This window comes from Mangrovibacterium lignilyticum, from assembly GCF_010882175.1.
Classification (GTDB): Bacteria; Bacteroidota; Bacteroidia; order Bacteroidales; family Prolixibacteraceae; genus Mangrovibacterium; species Mangrovibacterium lignilyticum.
On the sequence record NZ_WKLH01000003.1, the window covers coordinates 658322 to 684699 of the forward strand.

16 protein-coding genes are annotated in these 26378 nt (G+C 42.7%); 4 read left to right on the plus strand and 12 right to left on the minus strand.

Going from position 1 to position 26378, the window contains the following annotated elements; all coding sequences use genetic code 11:
• Nucleotides 1-63 precede the first annotated feature (63 nt).
• From GJV22_RS17035 to GJV22_RS17045, 3 genes are read right to left on the minus strand one after another with little or no spacing between them, the layout of a single operon-like run.
• Nucleotides 64-879: a hypothetical protein gene (locus tag GJV22_RS17035; RefSeq protein WP_163716627.1), complete on the minus strand. Its 816-nt coding sequence runs from the start codon at nucleotides 877-879 to the stop codon at nucleotides 64-66.
• Nucleotides 880-890: 11 nt separating this feature from the next.
• Nucleotides 891-2291: a SusD/RagB family nutrient-binding outer membrane lipoprotein gene (locus GJV22_RS17040; RefSeq protein WP_163716629.1), complete on the minus strand. Its 1401-nt coding sequence runs from the start codon at nucleotides 2289-2291 to the stop codon at nucleotides 891-893.
• A gap of 18 nt (nucleotides 2292-2309) precedes the next feature.
• On the minus strand, nucleotides 2310-5459 hold the full coding sequence (locus GJV22_RS17045) for a SusC/RagA family TonB-linked outer membrane protein (RefSeq protein ID WP_163716632.1): 3150 nt from the start codon (nucleotides 5457-5459) through the stop codon (nucleotides 2310-2312).
• 501 nt (nucleotides 5460-5960) lie between these two features.
• Here GJV22_RS17045 and GJV22_RS17050 point away from each other — a divergent pair.
• The gene (locus GJV22_RS17050; RefSeq protein ID WP_163716635.1) at nucleotides 5961-6347 is read left to right on the plus strand and encodes an HU family DNA-binding protein; all 387 of its coding nucleotides are present in this window, start codon (nucleotides 5961-5963) and stop codon (nucleotides 6345-6347) included.
• A 410-nt stretch (nucleotides 6348-6757) separates the two neighbouring features.
• Here the strand turns inward: GJV22_RS17050 and GJV22_RS17055 are convergent, their stop codons facing one another.
• Genes GJV22_RS17055 through GJV22_RS17065 form a run of 3 tightly spaced genes read right to left on the minus strand, consistent with a single transcriptional unit; the run spans nucleotide 6758 to nucleotide 12166 of the window.
• Entirely contained in the window at nucleotides 6758-7585 is an 828-nt protein-coding gene (locus GJV22_RS17055; RefSeq protein WP_163716638.1) for a DUF4843 domain-containing protein, read from the minus strand.
• A gap of 21 nt (nucleotides 7586-7606) precedes the next feature.
• Nucleotides 7607-9037, minus strand: a complete 1431-nt coding sequence (locus GJV22_RS17060; RefSeq protein WP_163716642.1) for a RagB/SusD family nutrient uptake outer membrane protein — start codon at nucleotides 9035-9037, stop codon at nucleotides 7607-7609.
• Nucleotides 9038-9058: 21 nt separating this feature from the next.
• Nucleotides 9059-12166 carry a SusC/RagA family TonB-linked outer membrane protein gene (locus GJV22_RS17065; RefSeq protein WP_163716645.1) on the minus strand — a complete coding sequence of 1036 codons (3108 nt, stop codon included), beginning with the start codon at nucleotides 12164-12166 and terminating at the stop codon, nucleotides 9059-9061.
• A 1117-nt stretch (nucleotides 12167-13283) separates the two neighbouring features.
• Between GJV22_RS17065 and GJV22_RS17075 the strand changes: the two genes are divergently transcribed.
• Nucleotides 13284-13988 carry a hypothetical protein gene (locus GJV22_RS17075; protein ID WP_163716649.1) on the plus strand — a complete coding sequence of 235 codons (705 nt, stop codon included), beginning with the start codon at nucleotides 13284-13286 and terminating at the stop codon, nucleotides 13986-13988.
• Nucleotides 13989-14450: 462 nt separating this feature from the next.
• Here GJV22_RS17075 and GJV22_RS17080 read toward each other — a convergent pair whose 3' ends face one another.
• From GJV22_RS17080 to GJV22_RS17100, 5 genes are all read right to left on the minus strand, one after another.
• A complete protein-coding gene (locus GJV22_RS17080; protein WP_163716652.1) occupies nucleotides 14451-15896 on the minus strand; it encodes a SusD/RagB family nutrient-binding outer membrane lipoprotein in 1446 nt (481 codons plus the stop codon).
• Between the two features lie 18 nt (nucleotides 15897-15914).
• On the minus strand, nucleotides 15915-19169 hold the full coding sequence (locus GJV22_RS17085; protein ID WP_163716656.1) for a SusC/RagA family TonB-linked outer membrane protein: 3255 nt from the start codon (nucleotides 19167-19169) through the stop codon (nucleotides 15915-15917).
• A gap of 377 nt (nucleotides 19170-19546) precedes the next feature.
• Nucleotides 19547-20308, minus strand: coding sequence for a YjjG family noncanonical pyrimidine nucleotidase (locus GJV22_RS17090; RefSeq protein ID WP_163716659.1), 762 nt, complete (start codon nucleotides 20306-20308; stop codon nucleotides 19547-19549).
• A complete protein-coding gene (rsmI, locus tag GJV22_RS17095; RefSeq protein WP_163716663.1) occupies nucleotides 20308-20985 on the minus strand; it encodes a 16S rRNA (cytidine(1402)-2'-O)-methyltransferase in 678 nt (225 codons plus the stop codon). The genes GJV22_RS17090 and rsmI overlap by 1 nt, the downstream gene beginning before the upstream one ends.
• Nucleotides 20986-21023: 38 nt before the next feature.
• Nucleotides 21024-21875 (minus strand): hypothetical protein, encoded by an 852-nt coding sequence (locus GJV22_RS17100; RefSeq protein ID WP_163716665.1) that lies wholly within the window; start codon nucleotides 21873-21875, stop codon nucleotides 21024-21026.
• A gap of 168 nt (nucleotides 21876-22043) precedes the next feature.
• Between GJV22_RS17100 and GJV22_RS17105 the strand changes: the two genes are divergently transcribed.
• Together GJV22_RS17105 and GJV22_RS17110 are read left to right on the plus strand one after the other, a co-directional pair.
• Nucleotides 22044-22613 (plus strand): thymidine kinase, encoded by a 570-nt coding sequence (locus GJV22_RS17105; protein WP_163716667.1) that lies wholly within the window; start codon nucleotides 22044-22046, stop codon nucleotides 22611-22613.
• 38 nt (nucleotides 22614-22651) lie between these two features.
• Nucleotides 22652-25135, plus strand: coding sequence for a bifunctional UDP-N-acetylmuramoyl-tripeptide:D-alanyl-D-alanine ligase/alanine racemase (locus GJV22_RS17110; RefSeq protein WP_163716670.1), 2484 nt, complete (start codon nucleotides 22652-22654; stop codon nucleotides 25133-25135).
• A gap of 421 nt (nucleotides 25136-25556) precedes the next feature.
• Here the strand turns inward: GJV22_RS17110 and GJV22_RS17115 are convergent, their stop codons facing one another.
• Nucleotides 25557-26294 carry a 1-acyl-sn-glycerol-3-phosphate acyltransferase gene (locus tag GJV22_RS17115; RefSeq protein WP_163716673.1) on the minus strand — a complete coding sequence of 246 codons (738 nt, stop codon included), beginning with the start codon at nucleotides 26292-26294 and terminating at the stop codon, nucleotides 25557-25559.
• Between the last annotated feature and the right edge of the window lie 84 nt (nucleotides 26295-26378).

A 26378-nucleotide genomic window follows, 5' to 3' on the forward strand; every position in this document is an offset into this window, starting at 1 on the left:
TGTCTCTTTTCGTATGATTAGTAATTAACAATTTTGGAATTTACCTAAGAAAGACTTATTCTTCTAGTTAGGTGTAAAAGTAAAGGCATTTGTGCCCCATGACCCTTGATCTACAGAGATCTCAAATAGCATCTCATAAGTTCCGGTGCACGTGTTGAGAGTACCCGATCCCTCATAGGCAAGGTTAGTGTATGATAATCCCCATGGATCCAGAGAAGAAGCCAATACCTGTCTATCAACAGATATGCTATAGTCGACTGGATTGATTACCATTTTTAGTGGGCCTTGGTCTTCTACGAGTCCTTCCATTTCCTCAAGACCACTGACGTAAACAATAAACGGATCATCTTCATCAACAGTAATGGTGATATCGCCCTCAGAAGCCCAATCGGCACTTACAGAGTGATAACTTCCGCTTACAGCAGTTGGGTTATAGGCACATACAACTGAGGCATTGACATTTGCACTGGATCTTGTTGTCACTCCGTTGGATACAGTCAAAATTTCAATCGTAAACAGGTCTCCTAATTGGACTTCGGACAAGCTTAAACCCAGCGATGCTGCAACGTCTGCCAGAGTAACTCTTATTGTTGCAGGGAATGTATTAAATGTATCAAATGTGACACGTTCGAATTGCTCATTATAAGATACCTGTACGATCGCCTGTTCAATTGCATTTGCATCATCTACACTAACTTGAAATTCCACGTAAGTGTTCTGCAGATCGTTAGAGTCAAAAACACCAGGATTGACGTTCGATATCGTTGGTATCTGTCCTTCCTTTTTCGCAGCAGGATTTAGTATATCCTCTTCGTTGTCAAAACATGACGTGATTATGAAGAGCGACAATATTGATATAATTAGATTTAAATTTTTCATAGTCTATCGAATTATTTAGCCCACCAAGTTTTTTGAGTATAACTAATATCTGGAGTATTCGGATTGGAAGAAACCTCATCATTTGGATAAGGGAATCTTTCAGGAGCAGGTCCGACTGTATTTTGCAATGTTGGGAATCTGGTTCTCCGATAGTCATTGTAAGCTTCAATTGGGTTGAAAAGCCAAAGCGAAATGTACTTTTGCTTTATAATTGTTTCCAACGTCAAATTCGATGCACCAACAGCAACATTGCTCTGAGCTAAATAAGTGGCGATATCATCGGCAGCTACATTTTCTCTGTTGAGCGCTTCCTCTATAGCAATTAAATAAGCATCGTAGGCTTCAGTTGTATTGCTGAGTCTTAGGTTTGCTTCCGCCTCGATGAATTTTAGTTCATCGTAGGTGACAATTGGCTGTGGTGTGTCTGCCTGTAGATAGGTTGAACTAGGGCGGGAATAGATTGTACCTCCCTGGTCGTTTTCTGCAGTTCCATTTGGGGCAGGTACATACTGACCACCAATCTGGCCAAAGAATATAGGTATTCTTGGGTCACTTAGTCCGTCCATAAGTGAGAAAATTGTATTGCTGACGGCATGATGTTTACGATCGTTCTCTTCCTGGAACCATGGGTTTTCTCCTGTTGCATCAGTTGTGTAACTCGAAAAAACCATATTGTCGTCAGCACTTGTGAAAGCATTAGATAACGCAGCTAATGTTTTTGTTGCAGAGCCCTGCGAGTCTATATTGCTAAGGTGATTTTCCAGCCTGGCTTTAATTGCATAAGAAGCTTTTATCCATTGGCTGGATTCTCCTTCGTAGAAAAAATCTGAACTTCCCGGGGTTCCCGATGATGTTTTTCCTAAATCGACAATGGCCGCATCCAGGAGTGTGATTAAGTTTCCGTAAACAGATTCCTGACTGTCAAATACAGGAGTCCGGTTTTCAGATCCCATCAACGCCTCTGTATATGGAATATCTCCCCACAGGTCGGTTAGTACGCTGTAGTTGAGTGCGGTTAACGTTTTCGCAATTCCAACGGCAGTCCAATAACCTTCTTCGCTACCACCTTCAGAACCTTGTGCGATAATTATTTTCAGATCGTTTAAGGTTCCGGAGTATATCCCATTCCAACTGTTATTTCCAATCGTCGAATTAATACCGGTTCGTTTATCTGCTGTTTCAAGTTGCCCATGTACGCCTGTTGTCTGTTCGCAAAAGACGGATGAGTACCATGCTAGATCCACCCCAAAGGTTTCAAAAGCAGTTGTTAGAGTTGCTTGTGATATCAAAAGTTTGATTGGTACCTCGGTGGGACTATTCGGGTTTGTACCTATTTCATCCATTTTGTCCTCAGAGCATGATGAATAGATAAACAATCCCATCAATGTGATTAAAAGATATTTAATTTTCATACTTTTTGCTTTGTGTTTTTAAAATGTGAAAACAAATTTGCCTCCAAAGCTGGATGCTTGAGGAAAAGCTACATATTCCAGGCCTTGTCCGTTAACAGCACCCGTGGTACTTGTCTCCGGGTCAAAGTTTGGATAAGATGTCCATAAGCCTAAATTCCTGCCAATGAAGGATACATTGATCGAATTGATGAATGTGTTTTTGAGTAGTTTTTTAGGTATCGTATAGCCGATTGACAGCTCTCGGAAACGAACGTAAGATGTTTCGTAAACGTGCGCTTCGTCAATTGAGCCCAAAACATCATTCCAGTATTGCTGTCCTCGAAGGATAGCGATATCATTGTCTCCTGTAACGACTAAATCTCCGTTACTGTCCAGGTAACCTTTAACGCCATCCAATACCATTGGAGTCTCTCTGTCTTCGGTAATATCCAGCATACCATATAACCTTCCTAAACGATTGTTCCCGGAGTACATCTGTCCTCCTTTTTTCCAATCGACCTGTGCCGTAACTGTTACACCATAGACATTAAATGTATTGATGAAGCCCATCATGAAGTCTGGTTGGACATTGCCAACTTTCTTGGAGTTTTGGTCTGCTATTGGCATTCCATGATAGGGATTGCCGGGATCGTCAAGTAGCGCAATATTTCCATTATCATCCCGGAGATATCCGACCCCAAAAATTGAAGGATAGGTTTCACCTTCTAACGCTCGGATACTTGGTGTTGTAAAGCCCCCCAGGTAGATGTCGCTGACTCCTTCTGCAAGTTTTTTCACCCTGTTGGTGTACTTTGTGAAGTTGACGATGACGTCCCAACTGAAATCTTTATTCTTTATTGGGCTGATGTTTATTATTGCTTCATGGCCAATACTCTGCAGTTTACCGGCGTTTCTAAATTCCGCCTGGTAGCCGGTTGAAGCGGCGATTGGAACCTGGAATATCTGATCGTCGACATTTGAGTTGAAGTAGGTATAGTCAATACCAAAACGATTATTAAAAAATTTAAGTTCGGCACCTACTTCCAGCGTCCGTGTGTTCTGTGGTTTTAAAGCGGGACTGCGTAATATGGTTGATTGTGTAAATCCATTCACCCCCTGTAACGGAAGTTCAATGCCGTCACTTAGGAAGCCGCTTCCGGCACCACCTTTGATATATATATTGGTGGTTGGGTAGGAATCGTCGACGGCTTGTCCCACTTGTGCGTAGGATGCCCTAACCTTGCCATAGCTTAATACTTCCTGGAGATCTTTAAATGTTTCGGTAAACAGCCAACTAACTCCGACAGATGGATAAAAGAAATCCCGGTTACCTCTTGCTAAGTTAGATACCCGATCGTTACGACCAGTGGCATTCAGGTATAACATCGATTTCCAACCAACAGACATGCTGCCATAAATACCTGCAACTCTCCGTTTGGAGATGTATTCATATTCCGTTTGAGCAGAGGTATTATCCAGGTTGTGATATCCGCCAATGTCGAACCCGGTACCAGTTACGCTTAGTTCACGAGAGTAAACATCGTAGATCTCGCTACCGATCGTTGCACTAACATTAAACTCGTTTATAGTCTTGTTGAACATTAAGCTCAGGTTTGAGTTGTATTGGCGCTGTATGTAAGCGAAATCGGTAATTTGACCTCCGGAAGGAGGACTGGTTCTACCTCCTGTCTCTCCTGCCCCTAACTCGTAAACTTCTTTTTGATGGTTAGTTACATAGTCAATACCTAGTTGGTAGTTTAAACTTAGGTAGTCTAATATCTTATAATTGAGATGGATGTTCCCAATGACACGATCATTAAATTCTTCAAACTTGTTATGCGCTAATGACCATCTTGGGTTATCCATTGCCGACCGGTAGTGTATTTGAGAGTAAGGGTCGTCTTCCTTTGCATAAGGAATTCCCCACAGGTCAAAGCTCCTGGGCGCAAAGTAAGTTGTAAAGAGAGGGTTGGAAAGGTTACTTCCACTTGCAAGCTTATTCACCTCCATGTCTGAAAACATGGCCGAGCCACCTACTTTGAGTTTGTCGCTGATTTCGAAATCTCCGGTGATTTTTCCGGTGTATCTCTTCATTCCGGTAGTCGGAATCACACCGTTTTGGTCAGTGTAACCGAAGCTGATCGAATAATTGCCCGTTTCGGTTCCATTTGAAAAGTTTATATTATTTGTTGATGTGAGTCCATTTTCGAAGAATGGATCGACATTGTTGTAAACTTTCCCTTGTACCTCTTGTCCCGCAATGTTGGTATAAGTCCCAAGTTCTGAGATTTTAGGTCCCCAGGAGAGTGATGTGGACTGATTAAAGTTTCCATTCGCTCCCTGAGCGTAAGTGCTCTGTAAACTTGGTGTTCTGGTAACAATGTCAACGGTTAATGAAGTTGAAAAAGTGATTACACCTTTACCGGTTTTTATGTCTTTCCCACTTTTTGTCGTGATAAGTATTACCCCGTTGCTGGCTCGTAAGCCGTACAGAGCCGACGCCGTTGCACCTTTAAGTACTTCGATAGATTCGATATCGTCCGGATCAATGTCCAGAGACCGGCTTGATGCGTCGGTTCCGGAAACCCGATCGACCGTTGCGGCATTTACAAAAATGGAGCCTGACTCAATCGGCACTCCGTCGACAACAAAGAGTGGTTGGTTGTTGCCGGATAGGGATGTTGCACCCCTGATTGTCATGTACGAAGAAGCGCCCGGCATACCGCTCGACTGGCTAACGGTAACACCGGCAATCTTACCTTGAAGTGCGTTGGATAGATTCGGCTGAGACGCAATCGTTAAGGACTCGGATGTTACAGATTGCGTTGCATAGTCAAGAGCCTTTCGTTCCCGTTGTATCCCCATCGCAGTAACGACGACCTCATTTAGGCCAATTACGTCCGGACTTAATGTTGCGTTGATTACATTCCCTGTGATTTCAATTTCCAGAGTCTGCATTCCAACGAACGAAAATACCAGAATCTGAGCATCCTCAGGCGTAGAGATGACATATTTGCCATCCAGATTAGTTATGGTCCCCAGGGTTGTCCCCTTGACCGATACAGAAACACCCGGTATTGTACTTCCATCTTCAGAAGAAGTTACAACGCCTGCAATTTCTCTGGTTTGCGCCCATATGGGTTGCAAGCCAATTGCAAGAATTACAAGTAATAACGTGATTTTTTTCATATAAATATTGATTGTTAGGTGTAAAAGGTTTCATCACAATCAGGTATATGAACCACGTTGTTTGTTTGGATAGAAAGTACGTCTCCCCCAGACGATACTATCAAAAATAGTTAAAAAATGTAAATAAATGTAAATAATGTAAGAAAAATTCTTTTAAGAGTTTCGAAGATCGAATGAAGATGTAAGAGTCTCTATTGGTTAATATTGTAAGTACTGGCCTTTGCTAACTCAGTTTTTTGACGCGGGCTTTTGTCGTTGAAGTAAATTATCATTCATTATCTCTTTATATTAGGTTATTCTTCGCTTTCCGGTTGTGAAGTATTGTTCGTTTCGTTTTCGGAATAATTGATCGATATTGATGTATGAGTTTGCATTTTAGGATTGGTATATACGATTGTATACACGTTTATTTAGTTGGCTGCTAATTTGATCGGTGTTCGTTTTTAATACTGACGTTCGAATTAATTATATTAGTAAGACTAAATTTAATTAGAACTAAAAATGGCAGTGACTTATGTAATTATCCCAAAACCGAATCCACAGGATCGGGAAGCAGCTCCTAAATTTTATGCACAAGCTGAGAGTCGGGGCGACTTAACCTTTCGGAATTTAGGCAAGGAAATAGCGGAGGGCTCCACAACGGTAAGCGATACCGATGTGATGGCTGTTTTAAATGATTTGACCAAAGTGCTGAAGCGACATTTGTCGAATGGAGAGATCGTCCGTTTTGGTGATTTTGGTTCGTTCCAGATCGCAATTAAGAGCGAAGGTGCCGAAACGGAAGAGGGATTTCACAGCTCATTGATCAAGGATCCGAAAGTTAACTTCCGTCCCGGAATCGATCTGAAAGAGATGTTGAATAACCTCAAGTACGAAAAATTAAACTAAGAACAGCAGTAAGTCCCTAAATGCTCTATGAGCGGTTTTTAAAAGCATAGTCTTTTTTTGAAAAAAAAGCTCCCGGAGCAGTTGTTAAAGAGCTCCCATCCTTTTATCCAAAAGGATGGGAGCTCTTTGGTAAAAGGCTATAGCCTTTTTGAGAAAGGTAATTCATCTTGAAATGCAGTGGGTTTTTACCAAAGAAACGGTACTTCGTTGATGCGCCCAAAAAAGAGGCTGCCCAATTTTATTTTTAGGACAGCCTCTTTCGTATGATCCAGGTCGTTTAACTTGCGAATTTGGTAGCAGAACGTCCGAGTAGGTTCACGTAATTTAGCCGGAGTATTTTCCTGTCGGCGTAAAACTCGATATCGGTTAGCTTGGATACTAAATCGCAAAATGTACCATTAGATATTCACTTAGTTAATTGAGATTATTTCTGTGAAATAGTCTTGATTATAATATTCGACATATGAACCGAAGCCTTCTTGATTGAAATCATAGTACAAATACATGGTACCCGAACATGCATTTAGCAATCCATGGGCGGATAAGTAGTAAGTTGGCTGTGGAGCTCCGTTATAGGTTGTTGTGATATAGGGAGCTTCTTCGACTGTGAATTCTCCTGTTTCCAAGTCAAGGTTTACGGGGAGGGTCTCCATAGACGTAATTACTTCACCCCATGGGCCTGTTAAAAAAGCAACTCCGACTCCCGTAATTTGGAGATTGCCATCACCGTCCAGAGAGGTAACAACTTGCGTGGGGCCCCAGTCACCCAATGTGTTTCCAGAGTATGTTCCCACGAATTCATTGATGTCTAACTGGCAGTGTTTTTGTATGGTCAACTCAGCCGTGTTTCCCGTATACAGTCCTTCACTACTTTCAATTTGCAGCCCAATATACACAGCTTCTTCTCCCAGGTTGTTATCGGCAACTGTTATTGGTAATATGCCTACGTTTGAATTTGCCGGCACGGTAACCGTTGTTGGGATTGTGTAGCTCTCTGTATTAGCCGTCGTTGCTGACTCAACGATTTCTATGTTGAAGGTTCTGTCAGTACCGCTCATTTGCGTTGTATAAACACGCACATCGATATCGGTGGAGCCATCTTTTTCAACGACTATTGTTGGTGTATTCACTTCAAAGGAAATAAAATTGAGATTCTTTGTGAATTCCTGATCGTCGGCACAGCTGTTCAAGAGTGCTGCAGTGGTCAGTAGAATCAAAATGTATGTTAGTTTTCTCATAACTTAAAGGATAAAATGTTTTTAACGGCCATCATTGACAGACTCTTCAATGTTGGGATTTGAATCAATTTCTGTTTTAGGAATCTTCAGGTAAAAACGCTTATCGTTCGGTTCCAGATTCACGACTACGCGGTGATTTGGTCCTCTGGTGATTCCGCGTTGAAGGCGTTTGGCGTCAAACCATTGAATTCCGTTCTCACCGTACATTTCTTTTCTGCGTTCCAACAGAATTTCTTCCAGCAGCGCAGCACCAGTAGCAGATGATTTAACCGCATTCGGGTCTCTGTTTGACTGAAGCACAAACAATAAGTCATGAGCTTCAGTTTCCTGGCTTTGGTGATACAGTGCCTCAGCTTCCATGAGGATCATTTCCGGTGTCCGCATCATTGGAATATCTGCTTCAAAGGAGAAAACAAATTTTGAAGTTACCCATTCCTGAAAGTCACCTTCAGGTACATCGTACAGCTTTTGAAACAGGTTACGAACATCAGATGCAGAGAAGTCACTGACAAAATTGGCATCTACATAAGTGCCATAATAGGCGTCGTGGTAGTGATCGGTAAACGCATGAGGAGCTACATAGTAGTAGTTGCTTTGGTCGGCTTGTTGATCCATGCCCCACATCCATTCGGTTGCTTCAATATCATCAAATCCATCAGAATACTCACCGGCGGCTAATGCGGCTGCCGGGTTGCCGCCGTAAGCAGCATTGGCTGCAGCTTCTACCTGGTCCCAATCTTTGTTCATAGCCATCAAAATCCGGGCCTTTAATCCATAAGCCACAGACTTATTGATGTAAGATTTATTGATCCGGGTATCAGGTAAGCCTGCAATTGCATCATTAATGTCCGAAACAATAAGTGTGTACACTTCCTCCAATGTACTCATTCCTTTAGGCTCGTATGAAACCTGATCGTAAAGCGGAGGAGCGGGGGCATTTGGGGCAACGGCATAGGACAATTGGTATTCGAGTGCTAATTGGAAATAGAAATAGGCGCGTAATGCTTTACCGTGAGCAATATAAATCTGTTTATCCGCGTCAGGTAAGTCACTATTGGTGACTCCTTCAATCAGCGTATTTGCATGATTCACCAAGTCGAATAGAAACTGCCAGGTAACTCTTACACGTCGGTATGTGGGTTCCCTATTGTCGTTTTCATAGTCGAAGTTATACCATGAATTTTGGATGAGATCACTTCCTTTAACTGTTCTGGCAAAATACATGGAGTAAATACCACCGACGTCTGTTGTCGCTACATCTGTTGAGTATTCGTATTGAGCACGCATATTTCGGTAAATACCAGACAAATAGGCATCGACTCCTTCGGTGGACGAGTAGATAGCATCAGAAGTCAAACTGTCAGTAGGTTTGGGCTCATCCAAAAATGACTCACAGCCGGAGAAGGCAAACAAGACCCAAACTCCGATCAAAAATTTACTTATGTTTTTCATATTCCTCATTTTCATAGATGATTATAATTCAATGTTGACACCAAATGAAATGGTTTTCATCAGGTTCGAACGGTTGTTGGTAGTACCCGCAATATTTTGTTCCGGATCAATTCCTTTGTGCGATTGGTATGTCCAGATATTGTCTGCCTGCATAAAGATTCGGAGACTTTGAACATTGACTTTATCAAGGACAGATGTAGGTAGGTTATAGCCAATGGTAAGGGCTTTTAAACGGACATAGTCATTGTCAAATAAGAAACGGGTAGAAGTCGCGTTGTAGTCATTATTGCTGTTCAATAATTTTGGTACATCGGTAATGTCTCCCGGTTGCTGCCATCTATCGGCAATGTCAACGGATAGTTGATCTCCGGCAGACTCCAGGCTGCCCATTAACCCGGCGTATGAAGAATCATAAATTTGACCACCAAAGCTATAATTAAACATGATATTTATATCAAAACCTTTGTACTTGAAGTAGGATGATACACCTCCAATAACATCAGGCAACGCAGATCCCTGGTAGTATTCAGTTGCTTCAGAGTAATCATCGGTAACGACCTTGGTTCCCTCTTCGTCCCCATCTGTGTACCATAAGGCATTTCCATCAGCAGGATTTACGCCGGCGTATTCACGAATAAAGAAATCATAGATTGATTTACCGACCATCCATTTTTTTGTACCGTTGACAATCTCCTCTTGTGGCAGTTTTAGAAGCTTGTTTTTATTCGTCGAAACATTAAATGAAGACGTCCAGTAGATGTCACCTTTGTGGACATTCACGGTGTTAATCAAAAACTCGAGACCAGTGTTCCGAACCGTACCGACGTTGGTAAAGATAGAAGGGTCTCCCAGAGATGGTGCCAATGGTTTGTCAAATAACAAATCGATCGATTTTTTATTGTAGTATTCAATCGTTCCGTTAATTCGGTTATTCAGGAATCCAAAGTCCAATGCAACGTTGAATAGTCCCGTTTTTTCCCATTTAATGTTGGGATCTACAACTCCTCCCTGAAGAACACCACTGTTGTCGCCGTTGCTCCAACCGGTATCGTAGCCTTCTAAGTAGGGGAAATAGCCAATTCCCTGGTTGTTGCCTAATTCGCCATAGGAACTGCGTATTTTAAGTAAGGAGATATCTTCGGAACCAGCAAGGAATCCTTCATCGGAAAGAATCCAGCTACCACCTACCGAAAAGAAGTTACCCCAACGGTTATCTTTAGAGAATCTGGTTGAAGCGTCGCGGCGGAAGCTAAAGTCGATGTAATATTTCGACTTATAATTGTAATCAGCACGAGCCAGGTAACTGACTAATCTTTCCTGGTTCACGTAACCACCAACTGATTCAGGAACAGTACTTCCGGAAATCACTTTTACATTGGGCAGAAAGCCGGTTGCCTGCGCATTCAGGTAGTCATATTTGTAATCGAAAGTTTCGGTAATTAAATCGACGCTAAAAGAATGGTCATTGATCGATTTTGTATAATTCAACAGATTGGTCCATGTTGTTGACTCCGTGATTGACCGTTGTTGAGATACGCGGCCATTTACTGATGCGGCTGAACCATATTGGTTGTGATCATATTCATATGAGTCATAAAGATATCTTTCATAACCAAAAGTGGTTCTAAAAGTAAGCCCTTCATACAAGTTGAATTTTAAAGACGATGAAGACAGTAAGTTTGATCGGGTGTAAAGTATGTCGTTGATCATATTGGAAGAAACAGCATTCTCTCCCCCTAAAGCGGGTCGGACAGCGTTGATCGATTGTCCTCCACCGGCATTACCATAGTCATAAATAGGATTTCCTGCAGAGTCAAGCTTTAGATTACCTTGGGCATCTCTCGCATAAAGGGGATAAATATTGGGGACAACATAGACCCATTGTAACGAACTTGTATAGGAGGTCCCTGCCTGATTTGGGTAATTTTGGAGTGATTTTGAAAACGAATTATTTGTTGATAATTCTAACCAGTCCTTCAATTTAGCGTTCAGGTTTACACGGCCTGAATAGCGTTCAAAATTCGATTCTATAACGGCTCCATCCTGGTTCAGGTAACTACCACTAACGAAGTAGTTAATGTCGGAGGATCCGCCGGTAGCGCTTAAGTTATATTCGTTATAGAAAGCGTTGTCATTGGTTAATTCATCGTACCAGTCTGTGTCCCACATCAATTCTGCTCCGTCAACAATTTGACCGTTAGTTCCAACGGGATTTGCCACATTGTATGGGTTGTATCTCAATGTACTAATTAAGCTGCTTGTCGCATCTGATGCTGCAACAGCTTCTGATTTCCCATTGCGGTAGATACCGGTATTTTTAATCGATTCCCACGAATACTTCATGTAATCTTCAGCGCCAACCAGATCATATGTGTCGACAGCCGGGTTTGAAAAACCGACTTTTGCATTGAATGTTAGTTTCGCTTCTTTGGCACCATATTTCCCACTTTTCGTTGTGATTAGGATTACTCCGTTTGAGGCACGTGAGCCGTAGAGTGCAGATGCGGATGCATCTTTCAATACGTTGATCGATTCGATTTGATTGGCGGTAATTGAGTTGAGGTTTCCGGAGAATACAATTCCGTCAACAACAATCAAGGGATCGTTTGACAGGTTAACACTACCAATACCACGAATACGGATTGTTGGGTTTTCTCCTGGTTGTCCACCTGAAGTCAGGATATTTACACCAGGAGCAGATCCTTGAATGGCCCGAAGTGGTGAAATCGCAGTTTGGTTATCCAGTACCTCAGAGCCGACACTGGTTACAGCTCCGGTTAATGCTCTTTTGGTCTTTGTACCGTAAGCAACTACAATCACCTCATCTACTCCCACAGTTTCTTGTTGAAGGGATATGTTCATGACCGAGCCGGTAATTGGTTGCTCCAATGTCTGCATACCGATAAAAGAGTAGACAAGGATTGTTGCAGTTTCAGGTACCCTGATGGTGTATTTCCCATCAATATCCGAAATGGTACCGATTGTTGTCCCTTTTACTGAGACAGAGACTCCAGGAAGAGAACTACCATCTCCTGAATAAGTCACAGTACCTGTAATTTCGCGGGTTTGAGCCATTGCAGCATAAAACCCGATTGCAAAAATTGCAAGCAATAATGTGAGTTTTTTCATAGAATTATTAATTGTTAAAGTGTAGAAAATTGTTTTACAAATGATTAATAATCTCGAACCAGATTCAGGTCTAAATAGCCTAAATCAATCAAAAGTTTTCGTAAAATTCATGGAGCATTTCACCTTCCCCCAAAGGTGAATTCCCTTTTTATGCAGTGTTAGTATCAAAAATAGTTAAAAATTGTAAACAATAGTAAAATTTTATGAAAAACATCAATTTGTATCTTTTGTTTAGTTCTGTTGCCAGATTTTCTTCAACGCATAGTTAGATAGCCATTCGTATTTTTTTTGCAAAAAAAAGGCTGTCCGTAAATGGACAGCCTTTTAACTGTATTTTTGAGTTTTAAACTTTAGTTAGCCCACCAAAGTTTGGTACTTTGTTCGTCACCACCAATTGCTGTAGAGGCAGCATCAACATTTGCTTCATTGATACTGGCTTCATTCAGCAGGTATTTGTTACGGCCAGGAACATCGGTTAATCTACCAATTATAGTAAAGGTAAATGTAGCTGTTGATGTAAGCAGGGATACCAATCGTTACCCTTGCGTCGAGGTGAAACCATCAGAAATATAACTTCATCTCCAGGATAAATCGCGGTCCTTATAATTTCTTGTTTCTGTTCTATTGGAACAATAATAGTTGTAAGGATGGCAAGTAATATTATTAGCTTTTTAAAGACATGGGTATCCTAGTGTCAATATACCTGATTTAGCCTGAATTGGGATATGTCAGAACTTGGCTAGAGTGTAATGACCGCTGTTCGTTCATCTTTCCCTTCGCTGATTTTGCCTCTAAAAATAGTATTAGCATGCACGGTTGTATATAACAACTCAAGCCATTTGCATTGTTTACTTAGCGATGAAAGATAAGGGAGATGGAGAGGTCTCTAACCAGTGTGTTTTCAAAGTTCGGGCGAAATCATTAGACGTTTGATTATTGGCAAATTTTTGGAGAGGTTGCTTCGTGAAACTCTTATTGAGATTGGTAGTAATGCGAGTTTTGGAGAATTTTAGGTGAGAATAAATTTTGAATCAAGAAACTCGTTATCTTAGGTGTAAACATAAACCAATGGAATTTTTTTAATAACTTAAAGGGCAATTTGTAAAACAATGTATCTATGAAAACAATTTTTTTAATTACAGTAATTGCTTTTAGCGGAATATTGTCTGTTTCGGCGCAAGAAAGAGCCGGAGATGATTTAAGATCCGGACTCGGATTGTATAGCGGCGATGTGATGAACTTCTACAATGAGGTTGCCCGAAATAAGGCGATGGAGAGTTTTGACCTTTCGCTTGTTGACGGTTCTCCTTACCTGAATAATGAGTTTGTGACTGGTGACATAGTTACTAAGGACAGTGTCCAGTACGCCGGGTTAAAATTGCGGTACAATATCTATAATGACGCAATTGAATTCGAAAAAGGCGATTTGGCCATTGAGCTAAATCCGAACTTCCCGCTGTTGTATGCAGTGATCGGTGACGATATTTTTGTTAAGGCGGAGGATAAAGATGGTTTTTTCCGGGTTGTATCTACCGGGAAGGTATATTTGGTTGAAAAAATGAAAATAAAGTACAATGATGCCAAACCGGCAAGTGGTTATCAAGCTGCAAAGCGTCCCTCGTTTAGGTCCTTGAATTCGGACTACTACATACAGTCTGTGCCTGGCGGGGAAGCAACAGAACTTTCAAATAAAAATGATGTGATGAGTATTTTTTCTGATTCAAAATCAGAAGTTGCTGGATTTATTAAGTCTGAGAAAATTAAAATAGACAAAGCGGAGGATCTCAAAAAACTCGTTGCCTATTACAATTCGTTACAATAGAGCAAACCCTTGCCGACAGTAAAAGCAGCTTAGTGTATCATTGAAACACTAAGCTGCTTTTTTATGTGATCTTTTCTCTAAGGAGTGCTTTTGTTCTGATCAGTCGGAATTAACCAGTGAAGGTATATGTGTGTTGGTCGCAGATCTTCCTTTGTTGTGCAGTGTAGAAGTTTAAGAAAGGTGAAGATAGAGGAATTTAACGCTACCGGTGCTTGTTTTTAGCTCGGATTGCCGGATTCTTCTCCATAAGAAAGTAACACGTTGGTACAATTGTTATTAATCCTTGCGTGTGTGTTAACATACTGGATTGCTGATTTTCCCTATTATGACACTTTTCCGGAACGTTATTTCAGAGCGAGACAAAAGCAAAAAATAAAAGAGGTAACCGCAAGGCTACCTCTTTATCTTTTATCTGGTCGGATTGATTTAATCCGATCAATTTTTGTTCTGTTCGTCGGGACCTTAGTTGGCGTCCCAGAATAATTTGGTCGTTTTTTTATCGCCACCAATTGCCGCTGCTGCTGCATCGTAGCTGGCGCCGTTTAAGGTTGCTTCTTCGATAGGATACAAGAAACGAACAGGAATGTCGCTTAATGTCATATCTTCAGGAGCTTGCAGGATCCCGGTGAAATCGAGCAAACGGTAGGCAGTCCATCCTTCGAATGGAAGATTGTACATGGCCAGCCATTTTTGAACACCAATTGATTGTTTCCAATCAGATGCGTCATAGGCAACATCAGCTTCTGCTAAATAAGTTGTCACATCAGCGTCATCAACTCCCCATTCTCCCATTGAAGCTTCGATACCTGCATTGTAGTGTTCTTCTGCTGTCCCACCAACGGCATAGCCTCTTGCAGCGGCTTCAGCCAGCAAAAATTCAGTCTCAGCATAAGAAATTAAAGTACCAGGAAGTGCTGGTTCCAGCAATAGGTCGCCAATGTGAGAGTAAGTTGAGTAGGCATTGGCTGAACCATAGGTACCACCATCGTAAGCCCCGTCAACATCTGTGAAATAGATCGGACGGCGTGGATCCGATAAATCATTCATCACATCAACCAAAGTATTGGCAGGTACGAAGTCGTTACGACCGCTCTGTACCAGGTCAACCCACAGCGGGTGTGTATTTGGAGATGCAGATGTATAAGTGATGGTGAAGTTGTCGTCGTTTGAGTCGATAACGCCAGCAGCTGCAGCTACAGCCAATGATTCCGCAGTGCTTGAGTTCGTATCAGCCAAACGTAAAGCCATTCTCAGTTTCAATGAGTTTGCAGCTTTCAACCATCCTTCCATATCACCTTCGTAAATTGGGTCCTGGCCAGAGAATCCTTCATAGTCAACATCGATTGCTGAGATTGCAGCGTTCAATGAGTCTAAAACTGCAGCGTAAACTGTTGCAGCATCATCGTATGTTGGAGATGCGTTTGTGGCGTCCATGGCGTCAGTATAAGGGATGTCACCGAATATGTCTACTAGAGTAGAATAAGCATATACTTCAGCAATTTTGATACAAGCCAGTTTGTTGGCTTTAATCGCTGCTGCTTCATCGGTAACAGTCTCTTCAGGAGAGATGATCAATTTTGCTCCGTTCAAGTCTTTCAATACATCGCGGTAAAGAATCAACCACATGTTATCAGGAATATTACGGGTTACCTGGTTGTACTGACTTTCGTCCGGGTAGGTTGTTTGAGCCCAGTATTGAGCATACAATCTGAAAACGTTACGGTTTACGTTTGTTTCCAGCATAAGGTCAAACATGTTGCGCACACCGTTCGTGAATAACGGCTCTCCTGGAACCTCAGATGGGTTCTTTTCGTCGATGTTCAGTTCTTCAAGCTTGTCGTTCAGGTCGCAGCTAACAACTAAGCCAATCAAGAAAAAGACACTGATTGTATATATGAATTTTTTCATGTTCACTTCTGCTTAAAATTAGAAATTAATTTTCAGGTTAAAACCAAAGCTTCTTACGGTTGGGTAAGAACCTGACAGGTACCCTTGTGACAAACCAGAAGATAATCCTGATTCAGGGTCTGCATAAGGTACGTTTTTGTGGATAATCCAAAGGTTACGACCAACCAATGAGAATGAAACGTTTTGAGCGAAACTCTTAACCAGGTTGGTTGGCAAGTTATAAGTCAATGCCATTTCTCTCAGTTTTACGAATGATGCATCGTAAACAGTCATCTGACCCGGGTTGCGAGAAGAGTTACCCCAGTAGAATGCGCCACTGTATGAATTAGCACGTGCTCTTACAGTATTTGGGCTTCCGTCAGCAGTAACACCTTCGTTAAGTACACCACCACCGTCGGCTACAGCGTCGCGGATTGGGTTACCCAGTTCGTTTAAGCCAGCTGTGTGCTTCAATACACCAGTACCTTGTCCGTAGTGCATATCCAAAGAGTAGACATCACCACCTTTTTGAACGTCGATCAGGAAGCTTAAGCTCAGGTCTTTGTAACGTAGGGTGTTGGTAACACCACCGGTCCAGTCTGGGTTTTGATCACCGATGATCTGGTCTGACTCAGACACATAGTAACCGTTTGCATCTACAATTTTGTTACCATTGTCATCGTAGCTATAACCTGTTCCTCTAATAGTACCCAGTGGCTCTCCTTTAGTAGCGTTGATTGTAATACCACCTTGGTAAGAGTTGATTACGATGTTATCAACGTCCTGGTACAAGTCAACAACTTCGTTGCGGTTTCTAGCCCAGTTGGCGTTAATATCCCAAGTGAAATCTTTTCCTTTTACCGGAGTCAAGTATAAACCAATTTCGACCCCTTTGTTGTCAACTGTTGCAGCGTTTACCCAACGGTATGAGTAACCGGTTGCTTTCGAAACTTCAACGGGGATCAACATGTCTTCAGTTGTTTTAGTGTAATAAGAGATGTCGAATCCTATGCGGTTTTTAAACATTTTTGATTCCAAACCGATTTCCAATTCTTTAGAACGTTCTGGCTTCAATTCTTCGTTGTTTTTGGTACTTGGATAAGAGAATAGGGTGTAATCTCCGAAGTTATCCAATTTTACATAGGTGTCGAATACGTTCAGTGGGTCAGTATCACTACCTACTTCTGCGTAACTTACACGAACTTTACCCAAATCTAACCATGGCATATTGTCGTTGGTAAAAGTTGAGAAGATAAAGTTACCGGCAGCAGAGTAATAGTTATATGTATTGTTGTCTACCGGAAGAGTAGATGATTTGTCAACACGGTCAGTCAAGTTCAAGTATAAGAAATTCTTGTACCCTAATGTTGCTTGAGCATACAAACCGTAAACTCTCTTTTTCAGTAATGCTTCAACAGGAGCAGAAGGTGTGTTAACTGAGTTGCTCAGAGAGTAAAGACCCGGAACAACCAACCCCCCTAGTGTAGAAGCCTGGTAGCGGCTGTTTACTTCGTTTCTAACGTTCAGACCAATGGTTCCACTCAAGTTGAGATCTTCAGTCAGATCTTTGTCGAAGTTAGCCATCAAGTCGTAGTTGAATTCGCGGAAGCCGATTTCGTAACGTTGGTAACCAGAAGTTTCATCAGCACGCAATACACCGAACTCTGCAGCAACAGAACCAACAGCTCTGCGTTCTTCACGCAGTTCATTGTATGTATCAACCGATACACGTCCCATGATTGACATCCAATCAGTAGCCGTGAAGTTGAAATAGGCATTACCATACAAACGGTTACGTTCGTCAGACTGGTAGTTTTCGTAACGTGTCCAATATGGGTTATCCCAGTATAATGGAGTCTCAAGAGGACCTCCGTAAGAAGCCTGGTGGTTCCAGGAATAGTTTTTCTTGGTTGATTTGTAGATAGCTTCCTGGGCTTTAACATCTACGTTTACTTCCCACCATTGACGCATTTGCGACATCAAGTTGTCAGAGTAACCAGTTGAGTTACGTCCGGTTGTTTCCTGGAAAGAGAAGTTGACGGAAGCACCTGCTTTCAGTTTTTCGTTGATCTTTTGGTCACCGTTTAAAGAGAAGGTGTTACGTTTCAACTCAGAGTTAGGTAAAATACCGGTTGTTTTGAAGTTGGTGTAGCTTAAACGGAATGTTCCGTCTTCGTCGCCACCTTTTAATTCAACGTTGTTGCTGAAACCTACCTCAGTTTCAAAGAAGTCAACGGGAGTATGTTCAGCAGCTTTGTACTCGTATTTCTTCATGTAGTTATCAGACTCAGGCACAAATGAGTCCCACTGATAAACAGAAGTTCCATCGAATTTGAATCCGTAAGAAGCATCTTCATAAGTCGGTACAATTAAGTCGTCAACACCGTCTCCGTCAACGTCCCATTCTTCAAAGTAACCGTCTTCGTTAGGGCCGTAGTAAGCACCGTAACCAGCACCATATTCACTTTGGTACTCAGCGAATGTGTTTTTGTCAATTTTACCAACAGTAACACTAGAGTTAATACTTACGCCGATACCTTTGCGTACTTTACCTTTTTTTGTGGTGATCATTACAACACCGTTTGCTCCACGAGAACCGTAAACGGCGGTTGCAGCAGCGCCCTTAAGGATACTCATGTTCTCAATGTCATCAGGGTTGATGTCTGACAATGCATTACCGTAGTCATAAGCTGTACGACCATTACGCTGAGCAGCCGAGTTGTAAGATGCACCCGAAATTGGGACTCCGTCAACAACGAATAATGGCTGGTTTCCTCCATAAATGGAAGAGTTACCACGGATGGTCATGTTCGCAGAACCACCGAAGTTGTTCGATTGCTTAATCTGAACACCGGCAACTTTACCTGAAAGTGAACTTACCAGGTTTTGTTGTTTCACTGTAGAAACAGCATCTCCCCCCAAGTCAGAAACTGAATATCCCAGTGATTTTTTCTCTTTGGAAATACCCAAGGCGGTTACAACTACTTCGTTGATACCAACTACATCAGATTCAAGTGTAGCATCCACAGTTGAACCTTCAATCGGTAATTCCAAAGTTTGCATTCCCACAAATGAGAATACTAACGCCTTAGCATCCGACGTAACTTTCAAAACGTATTTACCGTCCAGGTCGGTAATCGTTCCAAGGGTTGTCCCCTTTACTGATACAGAAACACCAGGTATTGTCATTCCGTCGTCGGCGGAGGTCACAGTACCCGTAATTTCCTTAGTTTGAGCCAAAACAGACTGCAAACCAATTGCAAAAATTGCAAGCAATAATGCGATTTTTTTCATAGAAATAATTTTAATAATTAAACAGCATCAATTCTTCTTCAGAAATACGATCAGCAAAATATAAGTGTATATTCCCCTTTTTAGAAATTTGGATATAAACGGCTCTCTCTATTCCCCCAAACAGTCGGTTGCCGTTGTTGTCATTTTTGTCGCTTGACTATGCTTTTGGTAAAACTTTAACAAGTGTTAAAAATGACTAACGAATACAAAAATAGAAATTTATAGATATGATGTAGCAAACTCCCACCTTTTTTTGGTTTACGAAATATGACAGATGTCATGTATTGAAGGAGTTGCGATAGGTTAACTAAAAAAATGATGCGTTTATGAAGCTTCAAATAAGATGTTTGCAGCGGTTTTTGTCTGCTGTTTGTAAATCAAACAATGAGTAAAATATTTGTTAACTTTTCGATACAAAATGTATTTGTATACGGGGTCTGGGGTGAAAAAATGCTAGAAGATGAATTGGTGGGTTGTTTTTGGGTAGGGGTAGGATTGATTTTTGAGCTTTTTGTTAGAAAGATTTGATCTATTCCATAGTTCCGTGCACCAAGGATATCTGTTTCCCAATTGTCGCCAATCATAATACATTTTGATTTTTTGGCGTTGCTGCTGCGTATGGCATGTTTGAAAATATGTTCGTCTGGTTTGGGATAGCTGATATCTTCGGAAATGAAAACGTGATCAAAAAAGTGGCTAATTCCACAGTTCTTGAGTTTGTTGAGCTGAACTTTTCGGAACCCGTTTGTGATAATTTGTAGATGGAAGTTTCTTTGTTTGAGTGTTTTTAGGACATCTAATGCTCCCTCGATAAGCGCAGTTTGCTCGCTCATGCATTCCAGATACAAGTCATTCATGGCAATCGGATCGACCTCGTTGATTTCGAACGCAGCGAGTGTGTCCGCAAATCTTTTGGTAATCAGTTCTTTTTTCTGAATCTCTTGTTTACGGTAGCCATCCCAAAGTTTGTTGTTCAGCGTTTCATAAGAATCATAGAATGTGTCAAAACTTGCAATCTGTTGATCAAGCTTCAATAGGTTCACTGTTTCCCGCATGGCAAGTTTGGCATTTCGGTCGAAATCCCAAATGGTGTTGTCCAGATCGAAAAACAGGTGGGTGTATTTGGGCGTGAATGACATTAGCTCGTTTTTCCTTCCAGTACAATTACAATTTCACCTTTTATGGAAGGCTTGGCTTTGAAGTGTTCCAGCGCTTCCTTTAAAGTTCCCTGGTAGTTCTCTTCGTGCAATTTCGAAAGTTCACGCGATACCGATACCAGCCGCTCTTCTCCAAAATGTTCGATGAACTGCTCTAGTGATTTGAGTAACCGATAGGGCGATTCGTAAAAGATCATGGTGCGTTCTTCTTCCAGTAAAGATTGAATTTTCTTTTGTCGTCCCTTTTTTTGGGGCAAGAAACCTTCAAAACAAAACCGGTCGCATGGCAAGCCTGAGTTTACCAAAGCCGGAATTAAGGCCGTAGCTCCGGGTAAACATTCAACGGCAACTCCCATTGCCAGACAGTTTTTAACCAATAAAAACCCCGGATCGCTAATGCCTGGTGTGCCGGCATCGGAAATCAAGGCAATGTTTTCACCGGCTTCAATGCGCTTAGCGATGTTCGCCGCTGTTTGATGTTCGTTGAACTTATGGTGCGAGCTCATCTTATTCTGTATCTCGAAATGGTGCAATAATTTCGATGATGTGCGGGTATCCTCCGCAAAAATCTGGTCAACTTCTTTCAGAATTTTAATGGCACGAAAAGTCATGTCATCTAAGTTGCCAATGGGAGTGGGTACTAAATATAGTTTTGCCATATATATAATAGTATGGTGCGTTTTAAATTTGGAAATAGTTAATTCGAGAAACGGCGTTTTACCAAATGGAGAAACTGAAGGCTGGTTTCACTTTCCTTCCAGTTGAACTGGCCGTCCAAATAGCTAATCGCATCCTCCAGGGTGTGAAGTTTGTCAATTTTACCAACTGTTTCACGAAACTTGTCGCTGTCGTTTTGAAAGAGCTCGCGAATATATTGAAAGCGATCATTCAGTCCAATGGCATTCTCCAGTTTTTGAATCGGGCTGCTGGCCAGGCGTTGATCTAATTTGCCGGTGCTCGTTAATAAGTCATTCAGCGATCTGGATTGAAACTGATCAACCAGGGTTCTCTTTTCCGAATGCCCGTTTGTGCTGCTCGTTTTTAAGGGAGCTTTTTCCCGGGGCGGAGTTATCGGTGTTGTGGCCATGACTACTTCTTCAGGTTGAGCTACCGGTTCTTCCCGGTTCGGAGTCTTTTGCGCGATGGGTTCCGGTTTTGGGATTTCAACCTCAACCGGATCTTCATTCACATCTGTCTCGATGATAGCGGCTGCCGTTTCTTCCTCTACTGTTTCTTCAAGCTGGATTGGAGCCGGACTATTTTCGATTACAGGAGTTTCCGCCTGCTCTGTTTCCTTCGGTTTCGGTTGAGTTACTTCTTCGACTACCGCTTGTTTCACTTCAATTTGGGCTGGAGTTTCAACGACATTTTCTCCCCGCTGGTAGATTTCAAGCAGAAACTCATATTCCTGAAAAATCAACTTCGACTTGTTCAGTGCCAGCTCGATCTCAAACTTCGACAGCTGATTGTTTTGACTCAGTTCCTGATTAATCTCGCTCAGCTCTGCCAGGTTCTTCTGTATAATATGAAGTAATTTGTTCCGGTCCATAGTTTCTTTGGTACGTAAAAATAAGTGTTGTTCTCTTTCAAATTTCAGACGATCTGAAACCGGATCGCCCCGAAAAATAATCAATAGGTCTGTGACCTGCCAATCTGTTTAACCCAAGTATTTGGTTATTTTTGTAAAAGTACTAAAAACTACATTGAATCGAATTAAATGTTTTTGGAAAGAGATTTAAGTCACCGGAAACCAGGAGGAAGCATAGAAGTGATTGCCGGATCTATGTTTTCGGGTAAAACCGAAGAATTGATTCGGCGTATGCGTCGGGCGCAATTTGCTCACCAGAAAGTGGAGATTTTCAAACCGGTGATCGATACCCGCTATTCGGATAGCGCGGTGGTTTCGCACGATGAAAATGCAATCCCAAGCACATCGGTTGACAATTCGGCGGCTATTTTGCTGTTGTCGGGCGGCTACGAAGTGGTCGGTATCGATGAGGCGCAATTTTTTGATAAAGGCCTGGTTGAGGTTTGTGTGAAATTGGCAGACCAGGGGGTTCGCGTAATTGTTGCCGGGCTTGATATGGATTTTAAAGGAAAGCCTTTTGGCCCGATGCCCGAGCTGATGGCTGTCGCAGAGTATGTAACGAAAGTGCATGCGATATGTGTTCGTTGTGGCAATATTGCGCAGTTTTCGCACCGGTTTTCGCCTAACGAAAAGCAGGTGATGCTGGGAGAAAGGAATGAATACGAACCGCTTTGCCGGCTTTGTTACGCCAAGAAGTAGAAACGTAAAAACGGGTTTTGCCCGAAATTTAAATAACCATGGCCAACTTTAGGTTGAATGAAATTGCCGGATTGATTGGCGGAACCATTCATGCTGCAACCGATTCGATTAATGATCCGTTGATTCAGAGTATTTCCATCGATAGCCGCACCATTGCTGATGTAAACTCCTGTTTGTTTTTTGCTTTGCGAGGCGTTCGTCATAACGGGCACCAGTACCTGGGCGAGCTTTATCAAAAAGGCGTTCGCTGCTTTGTGGTGTCGGAGCCAATTCGTTTGGATCAGTTTCCGGGTGCAATAGTTATACAGGTCGACGATTCGCAGGTCGCACTTCAGCAAGTAGCAGCGGCAGTTCGTTCGCAATTCAGCTACCCCGTTTTGGCCATTACCGGGAGTAACGGAAAAACCATTTTGAAGGAATGGTTGTACGATTTACTGCATGAGTCGGTGAAAATTATTCGCAGCCCGAAAAGTTACAACTCACAGGTTGGTGTTCCGCTTTCGGTTTGGAACATGACCGACAAATTCGAGCTGGCGATTTTCGAAGCGGGTATTTCGCTTCCCGGAGAAATGGAAAAGCTCGCCGCGGTTATTCAACCTACAATAGGGATTTTGACCAATTTGGGTGAAGCTCACCAGGAAAATTTTGCCGGTAAAGATCAGAAGCTGGCGGAGAAACTGAAGCTCTTCACCTCGTGCCAAACAATTATTTACTGCAACGATCAGAAGGCCGTTCATCAAAAGATTCAGGCGGCTTTCGGACAAAGCGGGAAGCAGCTTTTTGCCTGGTCTACGGCCGACGAGAAGGCCGACTTGTTCCTTCGGTTTAGCCGGGAGGGCGCTTCAACCCAACTTCAATTTAACTGGCAAGGGAAAGCGCAACAGCTCCAATTGCCGTTTACCGATGCTGCGTCGCTGGAGAATATCGGGCACTGCCTGGCTTTTATCCTGGCTGCCGGTTACGGAACCGATGCGGTGTTTGCGGCTTTCGAAAAGTTGCAGGCCGTTGCCATGCGACTTGAATTGAAGCAGGGCATTAACAATTGTGTGCTGATCAACGACTATTATAATTCGGACATTAACTCGCTGACCATTGCGCTGCAATTTCTGAGAAGTCAATCGTTGAGCGGGAAGCAGTCGCGTTGCCTGATTTTGTCAGACATCGCGCAGTCGGGCTTTTCGGGGAAGGAACTCGCAGAAGAGGTGAAGCGCTTGCTCGACGTATACGAGCTCGATCATTTTGTGGCTATTGGTCCGAATTTGTGCCAGCATCGGCAGTTGTTTGGCGGGCAAGCGAAGTTTTTTCAATCGACTGAAGCGTTTTTGACTGCTTTCGATTCATCTGAATTCAGAAATGAACATATCCTGCTGAAGGGTGCCCGCGATTTTCGTTTTGAGCGGATTGCCTCGGTTTTGCAGAAAAAATACCATCAAACCCAATTGGAAATCAACCTGAATGCGCTGGTTGAAAACCTGAATCGCTACCGTGCTCATTTGCGTCCCGATACCAAAATAACCATCATGGTGAAGGCATTTTCGTATGGCAGCGGAACAGTGGAAATTGCCCGGGCATTGGAGTTTCAGCAGGTCGATTACCTGGCAGTTGCGGTTGCCGACGAAGGTTTGGAGTTGCGTCAGGCGGGTATCAGCACCCCGATTATTGTGATGAATCCCGAGGAACACAGCTTCGAAATGATGCTGGAATATCGCCTCGAACCCAATATTTATTCCACACAGGTATTCGAGAAATTTGACCGGGCTGCGCGAAGTATGGCGGTGAGTGATTTCCCGATTCACCTGAAACTTGAAACGGGAATGCACCGTTTGGGCTTTTCGTCGTCCGATGAACTCGAAGCGATTGCCATTCGTGTTCCCCGCGAAGGACGCTTGCGCATTCAATCGGTCTTTTCGCATTTGGCTGGAAGCGATAGTCCCGAGCACGACGATTTTACAGCCCGGCAATACAAGCGGTTCATGAAACTGAGCACGCCGGTAATTGCGAATCAACCCAATAAAGTGCTGCGGCATATCTTGAATTCGGCCGGAATTGAACGTTTTACGGATTACCAGATGGAGATGGTGCGCCTCGGAATTGGCTTGTACGGACTGGCGCAGTCGGATAGGTTGCAGGTTGAAACGGTGGCACGCTGGACGACTGTTATTTCGCAAGTGAAGCCGGTTGCCGAAGGGGAAACGGTTGGCTACGGCCGGAAAGGTGAGGTGAGCAATCCCAGGCAGGTTGCCATAATTCCGGTTGGTTACGCTGATGGTTATGACCGCCGACTGAGCAATGGTGTTGGAAAGGTGTGGATTGCCGGAAAGCAGTATCCGATTATTGGGAATATTTGCATGGATATGAGCATGATTGATGTGACGGGCTCCAATGTACAGGCCGGCGACCCGGTTGAATTGATGGGTGAAAATATTTCGCTTAACGAACTCGCCGCTTGGATGGGGACTATTCCTTACGAAGTGCTTACCGGAATTTCTCAACGTGTACGCCGGGTTTACGTGCAGGAATAAATCAGGTGCACTGTTTTTCTTCTTAATCGACAATCAATTCTTTTTTGTTTGAATCGGATATGCTATCATATTCGACTGCTTCAGATTGAGGTACTAAAATATGACAGCATATCTGGTGCATTTCGTAGGAAACGCTGAAATATGGTATCATATCTTATTGGAATCGCTGGAGTCATTTAAATATGATATCATATCATGTTGGAATCGCCGGAGTCATTGAAATATGCTGTCATATCTTGTTTGCTCCATCAGAGCCGGCCAAACATGCTGTCATAATTGGTCGATGCCGTTGTTTCTGGCTAATTATGCTGTCATAGTTGAATGAAACACGCGAAATCCGGCTCGTTTCAGAACCGTTAGAGGCTGAAAAAACGCAATTCCTCCCCATAAGCAATTGCTAATTGTCTGAATCAGCGGGCGACTATGCCTGGCCTAAATGTTGTTTGATTTTCAATTCAATTTCTTCGGTAAGTTCTTTTACGTCGCGGCCTGCGGGCTCAATCGGATCAAGTACCGTGTAGTTCAGTTTCACGCCAACCTGTAAAGGGAAATAACCTTTCAGCATTAAGCGGCTGTTGCCGTCAATTACAAACGGAACAATGCAGGCCGATGGTGCTGCTCTCAGCAAAGAGGCGATTCCCGGGTGCTGGAATTTTTTGACCATTCCGTCCTTGCTGCGGGTTCCTTCGGGGAAAATGCTGGCGCTGTAGTTTTCCTTCTCAATATGCTTCCCCAACTTGTTGATTTCAACAATCGATTGCCGGCCATTTTTGCGGTCAATCAATGCCGAACCGCCATGGCGAAGGTTATATGAAATGCTCGGAATACCTTTGCCCAACTCTTGTTTCGACACAAATTTCGGATGGTTTTTGCGGAAGGCCCACACAATCGGCGGAATATCAAAAGTGCTTTGGTGATTGGATACAATAATCAGCGGGCGACCTTGCGGAATTCGATCCAGTCCGTAAAAACGAATGCGGGCTCCCATGATCATCTGGGTGTAAATCAAAAAGAAATTCAACACATCGACCGATTTCTTACGCAAGGGATAACCTCCCAAATAGCGACAAACGATCTGAATGGGGTGAAAGATAACCAGCAGTAATCCAAAAACCAGCAGGTAAATCGGGGATAGTATATAGTTTAAAATGGTCTTCATAAATGTCTTTTTTTGTTGCGACCACAAAAGAACAAAAAAATAAGCAATTCCGGAATTGACCGGATTTCATTGGTGTTAAATTAA